The organism is Ligilactobacillus hayakitensis DSM 18933 = JCM 14209 (genome assembly GCF_000615845.1).
Lineage (GTDB): Bacteria > Bacillota > Bacilli > Lactobacillales > Lactobacillaceae > Ligilactobacillus > Ligilactobacillus hayakitensis.
Genome location: NZ_BAML01000044.1, coordinates 1 through 9,064, shown reverse-complemented (window position 1 = coordinate 9,064; position 9,064 = coordinate 1). Strand labels below are relative to the sequence as shown.

At 34.8% G+C, this 9,064-nt stretch carries 6 protein-coding genes; 1 reads left to right on the top strand and 5 read right to left on the bottom strand.

All coding sequences use genetic code 11. The annotated features are described in order from the left end of the window. Window positions 1-62 precede the first annotated feature (62 nt). The 5 genes from JCM14209_RS08020 to JCM14209_RS08000 form a co-directional block, all read right to left on the bottom strand. Window positions 63-1,730: a type I restriction-modification system subunit M gene (locus tag JCM14209_RS08020; RefSeq protein WP_025022958.1), complete on the bottom strand. Its 1,668-nt coding sequence runs from the start codon at window positions 1,728-1,730 to the stop codon at window positions 63-65. 12 nt (window positions 1,731-1,742) lie between these two features. After that, window positions 1,743-4,898: a type I restriction endonuclease subunit R gene (locus tag JCM14209_RS08015; RefSeq protein ID WP_025022957.1), complete on the bottom strand. Its 3,156-nt coding sequence runs from the start codon at window positions 4,896-4,898 to the stop codon at window positions 1,743-1,745. Further along, window positions 4,899-5,465, bottom strand: coding sequence for a restriction endonuclease subunit S (locus JCM14209_RS08010; protein WP_025022956.1), 567 nt, complete (start codon window positions 5,463-5,465; stop codon window positions 4,899-4,901). It abuts the gene before it with no gap. 431 nt (window positions 5,466-5,896) lie between these two features. Further along, window positions 5,897-6,571 (bottom strand): hypothetical protein, encoded by a 675-nt coding sequence (locus JCM14209_RS08005; protein ID WP_025022955.1) that lies wholly within the window; start codon window positions 6,569-6,571, stop codon window positions 5,897-5,899. 22 nt (window positions 6,572-6,593) lie between these two features. After that, window positions 6,594-7,274 (bottom strand): potassium channel family protein, encoded by a 681-nt coding sequence (locus JCM14209_RS08000; RefSeq protein ID WP_025022954.1) that lies wholly within the window; start codon window positions 7,272-7,274, stop codon window positions 6,594-6,596. Between the two features lie 207 nt (window positions 7,275-7,481). Between JCM14209_RS08000 and JCM14209_RS07995 the strand changes: the two genes are divergently transcribed. Then, window positions 7,482-8,822: an NCS2 family permease gene (locus tag JCM14209_RS07995; protein WP_025022953.1), complete on the top strand. Its 1,341-nt coding sequence runs from the start codon at window positions 7,482-7,484 to the stop codon at window positions 8,820-8,822. Window positions 8,823-9,064: the final 242 nt, after the last annotated feature.

Below are 9,064 nucleotides of genomic sequence, written 5' to 3'. Positions count from 1 at the left end.
TCGTTAGTAAATCCCTTAAATCGTAGATCAGGTACTGATTTTTCTGGCTTTTTACTCATATTCTACAACCCCTTTTCCATCATTTTGATGAATTCATCAAGATCGTTTTGAGTCTTAGTATCAGCTGAAACTAATTCTTTTAGCATCCCAACTAATTCTTTTTCCGTATTTTTAATTTCTTCATTAGTTTTTTGCATGTCTTTTGTAAGTTCACCTAAATCAATTTCTGGCTCTTCTTCAAAAGTATCAACATAACGAGGAATATTTAAGTTATAGTCATTTTCACGAATTTCATCCAATGTTGCGACATGAGCGAACTTTTCAACATCTTCTCTCTTCAAGTATGCATCCATAATTTTTTGGATATCTTCATCACGGAGAATATTTTGGTTCTTTTGTTTTTCAAAGCAATCTTGCGCATTAATAAACATCACATCATCACGATCACGATATTTCTTCAATACTAAAATTACTGTTGGAATTGAAGTTGAGTAAAATAAGTTAGCTGGTAAACCAATCACTGCATCAATTTGGTTCTTTTCTAGTAAAGCTTCACGAATCTTTCCTTCTTTAGCACCACGGAATAATACCCCGTGAGGTAAAACAATAGCCATACGCCCTTCTTTTTTCAAGTGAGCTAAACCATGAAGTAAGAAAGCATAATCAGCTTTAGTCTTAGGAGCCAATGCACCATAATCTTTAAATCGTGGATCTTTCATTTTTGAATCATTATTATCCCATTTTGCTGAATATGGAGGGTTCGCTACAATTGCATCGAATACTTGAGGTTGTTCAATCCCTACTTGATTCTTTTTACTTGGCCAATCTGCTTCTAAAGTATCAGCATTGTTAACATCCATTTCATCAAACTCAACATCGTGCATCATTAAGTTCATACGTGCCAAGTTATATGTTGTTGTGTTTAATTCTTGACCATAGTAACGAATTTTAAATGCTGGACTCTTACCTGATTGATCAATATAATCACGAACTGTTAATAGTAATGAGCCTGATCCCATTGCAAAATCATATACACTAAATTCTGTGTCTGATCCTTGATTACCTTCTGCGACAGCTAGTTGTGCAAGTAATTTAGATACTTCATGTGGGGTATAGAATTCCCCTGCCTTTTTTCCTGAATTTCCAGCAAACTTTGCGATTAAAAATTCATAAATGTCACCTAAAACATCACGGCCGCCTTCATCTTTATAGTCAATCTTATCTACAAGCTCAACTACACTACTTAATGTCTTCCCACGAGCTGCTGTATTTTCCCCTAAGCGAGTATTTTGAATTGAAACATCACTAAAGACACCTTTAAAGTCTTTAACTGAGTTTGCATTAACTTTAGCGTTTGCACCAAAAGACTCAAACATTGCTTGGAAATCACTTGATTTCATATCCCCATTATGGATTTTGTCGATAATTTTTGTCCAAGTATATTCTGGTTCGATGGCATATCCAATGTTTGTTGAAATATCATCAATGAAGTCACGTAGTTCTTCGCCGACAGCTTCTCTTTCATATACTTCTTGGAAAGTTTCTCCATCTTCCACTTCAATAATATCGTTATCTAAAAGATATTTTTCTTGTTTTTCTGAAAGATAACGGTAGAAAATGAATCCTAAAATATAATTTCTATATTCACTTGCATCCATATTTCCACGTAATTCATCTGCCATACTCCAAATTTGGCTAGTTAGTTCTTGTACAGTATTGCTTTTTTCCATTTACTTAGTCTCCTATTTTAAAATTTCATTGATTAGCTTAAGAAAATCATATCGGAATTGATTACGATATTTAATTTTCGCTAATTTTCTAATCTCATCATTTTGAGCATTTTCTTTATATGTTGCTGCAGAATCTTTTAGTAGTTCAGCAAGTAACGCTGAATTTGAAATTTCATCTTTTCCTGTTTTATAGTATGCTTCTGCTTCGTTGATTGAAGTTTCTAGTTTCTCTAAATCTGCACCATAATCATATGCAAATTCCTTAATTAAATCTAAGTTATTAGCCTCTTTATGTTCATTCATCAAATCATCAACATCTTCTGGCTTAACTGGATATTCTTTGATATTTACCAACTTAGCTCGGATATCATCAATAAATTTACGAATTGATGCTACAAGAGATTGATCATCCATTTGAGCTAAGCGATCAACGATTTCGTTATAGGCTTCATCAACTTTTTCTTCATCTGCATTATCATTTACCAAGTTACTCAACTTAGCGATTAATTCAGTTAAATAATCATAGTTTACTTTAACTTCTTTAACTTGTTGCATTTCAAAATCAATCATTATTGGATCAATTCCTTTACGCTCTGAAATTGCATCAATAACTTGATGTTTGAGACGATTACTAATCTTATCAGCTTGATCCATCGTTAAATCAATATCTTCATAGAAATCTTCTTTTGTTTGATAACTTTCTTTAAACTCATCATACTGCTCAATTTCTGCTCGAGAATTTTCAAACTGTCTTAGTAAGCGATACATTTCATCTTGTTTCTTTTCATCGTCTGGAATTCTTAAAAAATCTTCATCAGTTAGATTTTTAATTTGACCACTAATCTTTTTAATTTTTGCTTTAACTTCTTCAAACTTTGGTGCAATAATTTCATCTTCAGTTTCTAAAACTGTTTGTTCATTAGCAGATGCACGATTAGCGTAAGTAGTTAACGCTTCATTCATTAACTCTTCTGATTTTGCTGGCCAACGATAGTTAACAATTCTTCCAAACGGCTTATACTTCATATCTTGCACACGGTTAGTTCTTGAGTATGCTTGAATCAAGTTAGCCCCTTTTAAAATACGATCAACATATAAAGCGTTCATTTCAGGAGCATTAAACCCTGTAAGTAAACGATCAACAACAATCATTAAATCTAAATAATCTTGGGTTGGATCTTCTTTTTCAGATAAGATTGTTTTACTTAAACGGGCAGCCAAATCCTCATTGTATTCCTTCATACTATTACGTCCAAAGCTCGTTCCGAACTGTTTGTTATATACTTCCAACGCATAATCTAAATCTGAATTTTTTGTATCTTGTTCGATTGAATTTGACTTATCTTCTGAGAAAGTGATACCAATTTTTAAAGGTTCTTCATCCCAATGCTTCATTTGTTCCAAGAATTCTCTAAAGTACATCATTGCCATTCTTGTAGATACTTTTCCCCCACCAACATGGGTAGTTAAGATGGCATTGTATTTACGATTAACTGATCGATTATCCCAATTAGCTAATACGTCTTTAACAACTTCACGGACATGTTCAATATTGTCATCATAAACTGACGTCGATACACTATCATCCATTTCTTTCGGACCAAAGTTTCTAATTCGTTCATTGATAGCATCATCACCCCAATTTGGATGCTTTTCTCTCAAGAAATTTGGCAAGTAATCGTTCTTCAAAACATCCTCACTTAAAGTGGTTTTAAAGTCAACTTTAAATCCTAGAACGTTTTTATCTGCAATCGCATTTTTAATTGTATATATATGCAATGGATCGCCAAAAATATCTTTTGTTGTCGGTTGCTTATGCTTTTCTTGTTGATTATCTTCTGCAAATCTTGGAGTCCCAGTATATCCAACCCATGCTGAGTTTGGAAATGCTTTTTGAATATCAATCAACATATCCCCAGCAGTTGAGCGGTGTGCTTCATCCACAATAAAGAGAACGTGTTTTTGAAATTTATCATCTTTCTTTGTTTTAGCTAATCTTGCCATTTTTTGAATAGAAGTTACGATAATTCCGTGAGGTTTAGAACGAAGCTTCTTAGCTAAGTCGCCTGTATTAGGTGTGTCATTTACAACACCGCCATTGTTATTTTCATCCCCATTAGGATCATACGCGCGATATTCATCATATGTTTGATTTGTTAAGGCTGTTCTATCAACTAAGAAGACAACTTTTTCCACATTTGGCAATTTTGAGGCTAAAAAGGCTGCCTTAAAACTAGAAATTGTCTTACCTGATCCAGTCGTATGCCAAATATACCCAATTTTCTTTTCACTACCGTTACCAAATTCATGGTGACGGACCTTATCAATTACATTTTTAGTTGCATAAACTTGATAAGAACGCATGATTTTAATCATTTCTTTGTTCTTAGTTCCATCTAAAATCATATAATCAGTGGCCATTTGATGAGCCATTGGAATTGATAAGAAACTTTCAACAAATGTTTTCCAGTTTGTAACTGGTTTGTTTTCAATTTCATCTGCCCATTCAAAAGCAAAATCCGTGTTAAACATTTTATATGTAGTATTGGCCATGTAGCGAATTTCCGTTTCGGTCATCCCGATTAAAATTTGTAAGGTACTAAAAATCCCTCCAAATAGTCCTTCGCGAATGTATTGGCGCATTTGTTCTAGCGCTTCTCTAACATTGTGTCCATGTTTCTTTTCTTCGATTTGGATAATTGGCAAACCATTAATTAAAAGAGTTGTATCAAAACGACGATTATGATTTCCCGCTTGCACGGCTGGAACTTCAATTTGATTAACAATTTGATAAGTCGTATCAGCAGTTCCCACCTGGCTTTGATCGAACACATTTAAAAATACATGGTCCCCGTTATCGCGATCAATTTCTACTTCACATACACCATTCATTCCATATAAAAATTGCCCCGCTTGATATGGTGTATCGATTTTTTCAATTTCAGCTTTAACTTGTGCAAATTCATCTAATGATAATGGTTTTCCGTGTAAAGATTGATAGTTTCTTCGTTCTAAAATAGCCTTAAAGTTATCCCATAAACCATCAATTGTCTTAACATTCGATAAATATTCCCATTGTTGTGAACTATCAATATGTTGGATGTAATCAATAACTTGATTTTCAAACTCTAATTCAGATTGTTCATCTAAAATTGATTTTTTTACCATCTAATTCCCCTCATTTTTTTGTTTTAATGTTTCTAAAATACCCTTTTTGAACAATTCCATCTTACGTTCTTTTAACGCAAGTGAATATTGCAATAATCTGTAGGTTTCCCCAATTTGTTGTTGTCGTTTGATTGGTAACACTTCTAAATTTAAATTCTTAATCGTTGCAGCGCTAACTCTTCTAATAACTGTGCCTTCCATTTTTTTGCTAATTTGCTTATCTACTTCTGAAGATTCATTCAGTAAGTAACACAAATACCATGGATCACACTTATTAGGATCAACTTTAATAATAATAAAATTTTGAGCAGCTAACTTACCAGAGTTATCGGCTGAAACTACCGCAGAACGCTCTGACATTAAGTTATATACAACATCACCTTGTTCGATAATCCCTTTTACATCATTAACAGATGCTTTTTTTGAACTTACCTTTTCAGCTTGTTTTAAATCTGACTCTAAATCTTTATTTTCATAAAATTGCTTATCACTGACTTCATTTTTACGTAAACTACGATTAATTCCAATTGAAACTGACTTAATACCTATAATATCCTCAAGTATCAATTCTTAATTTCACCTCCTGAATCATCTCTTACATACATAATATATCACTAGAATTTAAAATAAGCAACCTTAATTTTAAATTCTAGTGATATATTTTTCGATTATCCTTTTAACTCTAAAAACCATCTAACATTTATACGTTAATTTTAATAAACAGTTTATACCATTTACCTATCTAACCACGATAATCTGAATTTACACTTGAAAAAAGTTTCCCCAAGGAATAACATAAAATCTATAGATAACTTGTGAAGGAGTTACACTGGGTTCACAACTGGGAGTAAGGCAACGGCCGAGAATTCTCATGTGCCTGGGGTTATCTTATTTTTTTGCATTCAAATTTCAATTTTAGAATGGAATTAAACTTTTTCTTTCATTAATAGCAAAACAAAAAAACCAGGCGACAAAAAGTCATCTGGTTTCTACTATTATTATTCCGTTTTGTTTCCACGATTATTTACTTCATCGTTATATCCATCGGTATAACCGGTGCGATAATGATGAGAATATTTTGAATCGGGGGTTTTGTGGGCGGTTGTGTTTTCTTTACTATCACGTTCCGCTGCGGCAAAGCCTTCTTTATAGCCTTTGAGGTACTCTTCATTATTTTTGTGTTGACGGTGGTTATTTAACAACATCATCCACATCCAAGGGTTGGTAATGATACTTTGACCAAAGAAGCTTCTGCGATCCGCAAATGATACGCGGTTACTTGAAAATACGCGATCACTATCGTTTCTTGTATAAGTCTTCTTTTTGGCAATATCATCTTTCAAACGACGGATTGTATCAGCGCTTTCGGCTGGTTTGAAATTCTTCGTTGTGTTTGTAGTTGTTGAAGTTGAATTTTGATAAGACTTGGTATTTGAATTAAACGACTTGGTGTTCGTTTCGTATGATTTGTTTTCATACGTATTCGTTTTGTTTGAACGTGGCGTGTACGTCCTTCTTGGTGTGTATGTCCGCGTTCTCGTTCTAAAACCGCCACTTCTAAAACCACCAGTTCTACCACCAAAACGGGCAGCTTGCGTTGATGAAGCTAACATTGGAAATACCAAGATCACCGTTAGCGTAATTGTTAAAATGTTTTTTAAGTTCTTTTTCAATCTATTTCCTTCTTTATTATTGTTATAGAATCGCGTCATTTTCAAATTTTTCAATGTCGCGACCATCCCCAACCACCATAATCTTTTCATTCGGTTCAATAATACTATCAGCAGTTGGCAGCTGGGTTACCCAGTTATTTTTATCCGTAATCGCAACAACATTTAATCCGTAGCGGTTGGTTAAGTCCAGTTGCGCTAAAGTTTTGTTGCACATTTTTGGATTAGTGATATTAATTTCCGCCAAAGTAATATGTTCATTTAAGCGTAAAATGTTCCCGATTGTTGGGTGTAATTGACGATATACCAGGCGTTTGGCGATATCTCTTTCCGGTCGAACAACATGTGTGGCCCCGATTTTTTCTAGCACACGGGCATGATTTTCATTTTCTGCGCGCGCAATCACGTCTTTGGCACCTAATTCAATCACAATCAACGTGGCGAGAATACTTGCCTGCATGTTTCGCCCAATTGAAATGTAGACATGATCGAAACTTCCGATATCTAACTCACGTAAAGCTTCTTCATCAGAGCCATCCGCAATCACAGCTCGCATTACTTTATCTGCGAATTCATTGACCACATCTTCATTGGAATCAATCGCAAGGACTTCTTGGCCCCCTTCAACCAATGATTCACAAATTGATGAGCCAAATTGGCCTAAACCAATAACCGCAAAGCTATCTTTTACTACTCTTTTCCCCATATTATTTCCCTTCAAATTTAATCATTTTCATCCTTAATTATACCATATTCTCAATTTCGGATAGCTGTTAGAGCTAACTTTAACTTAATGTTCGTGTTTTATAAATAAATTTTAGATTTTCTTAAAAAATAAATTGTTTTTTCTAACGAAGCATGTCATAATATTCTTTGTTGATTACTTATTTATTATTTTAAGAGGTGTTTTTACATGCAAACTAAGCAAAACACGAACAATATTTTCGAGCGTCTCTTCCACTTATCTGAAAACAACACTTCAGTTAAACGTGAAAGTATCGCCGGATTAACGACATTCGTTTCAATGGCTTACATCCTTTTTGTTAATGCCAATATTTTAGGGGCTTCAGGGATGAATCCTGGCGCCATCTTTACCGCAACTGCAATTTCTGCGGTTATCGGATGTATCTTAATGGGGGTTTTAGCTAACTTCCCAATCGCAATCGCTCCTGCTTTAGGAGATAACGCATTTTTCACTTATTCTGTTGTTTTAGGGATGGGCATTCCTTGGCAACAAGCTTTAGCCGGCGTTTTCGTGGCTTCTGTCTTGTTTACCTTTGTTTCATTCTTCAAGATTCGTGAAATTATTATCAACGCCATCCCCCAAGATCTTAAATACGCAATGGCAGCCGGTATCGGGATTTTCGTTGCGTTCGTTGGTCTTCAAGGCGGTGGCATCATCGTTGATTCAAAATCATCATTAGTTGAAATCGGACAATTCAGTCAACCAACAACCATGCTTACATTGTTTGGGATTGTGATTACTGGATTTTTAATGGCTAAAAAAGTTCCTGGTTCACTATTCTTTGGAATGGTCGCAACTGCGCTTTTAGGTTTAGGAACAGGAGTTATCAAAGCTCCACACGCAATTATTTCTGCCGCACCAAGTTTAAAACCAACTTTTGGGGTTGCGTTAACAAACTTACATGCGCTCGCTGATATTAGAATGTGGGCTGTTGTAATCGTCTTTTTCATCGTTGCTTTCTTTGATACAGCTGGTACCCTTGTTGGATTAGCTCAACAAGCAGGCATCATGAAAGACGGTAAGATTCCTCACGTTGGCCGTGCTTTGGTCGCTGATTCTGTTTCAATGCTTTCAGGTTCATTGATGGGAACAACACCAACTGCTGCTTTCATCGAATCATCAGCCGGAATTGCCGTTGGGGGTAAAACTGGTTTAACTGCAGTTGTCACAGGGATTTTATTTGCAGCTTCAATGCTATTCTCACCTCTTTTAGCAGTCGTAACTACTAACGTTACAGCACCTGCTTTAATCGTGGTTGGGGTCTTGATGGCATCAGCTCTTCGTGAAATCCAATGGGAACATTTCGAAATTGCATTCCCTTCATTCTTGATCTTAATTGGAATTCCATTGACATACAACATCACATACGGAATTGCATTTGGATTTTTAGCATACCCACTCTTCATGACAGCCGCTGGTCGTCGTAAAGAAGTTAGTTGGTTAATGTGGTTATTATTCTTTGTATTCATCTTATTACTATACATCTTAAATGTCTTACCACATGAATAAGAGATAAAAATAAACCTCGTATCGTTTTGGTACGAGGGATTTTTTGTGCCGGAATTCTTTTGGAGATATTTAATAAAAAATGGAGCAACCATGATATTGGTTACTCCAAATAATAGTCATTCTAATGTTCTATATGAACTACAATTCACCTATTCAAAATAACTTCATAACGCCCACATTTATTGGAAGCTATTTTTCTTTATCACTTGTTTAATTCGAATATTTTCTTTTTTTGCGATATT

Excerpts from the sequence above, each read along its gene's own strand:
- JCM14209_RS08020 (WP_025022958.1), bottom strand. The coding sequence starts at position 1,730 with ATGGAAAAAAGCAATACTGTACAAGAACTAACTAGCCAAATTTGGAGT.
- JCM14209_RS08000 (WP_025022954.1), bottom strand. The coding sequence starts at position 7,274 with ATGGGGAAAAGAGTAGTAAAAGATAGCTTTGCGGTTATTGGTTTAGGC.
- JCM14209_RS08015 (WP_025022957.1), bottom strand. The coding sequence starts at position 4,898 with ATGGTAAAAAAATCAATTTTAGATGAACAATCTGAATTAGAGTTTGAA.
- JCM14209_RS07995 (WP_025022953.1), top strand. The coding sequence starts at position 7,482 with ATGCAAACTAAGCAAAACACGAACAATATTTTCGAGCGTCTCTTCCAC.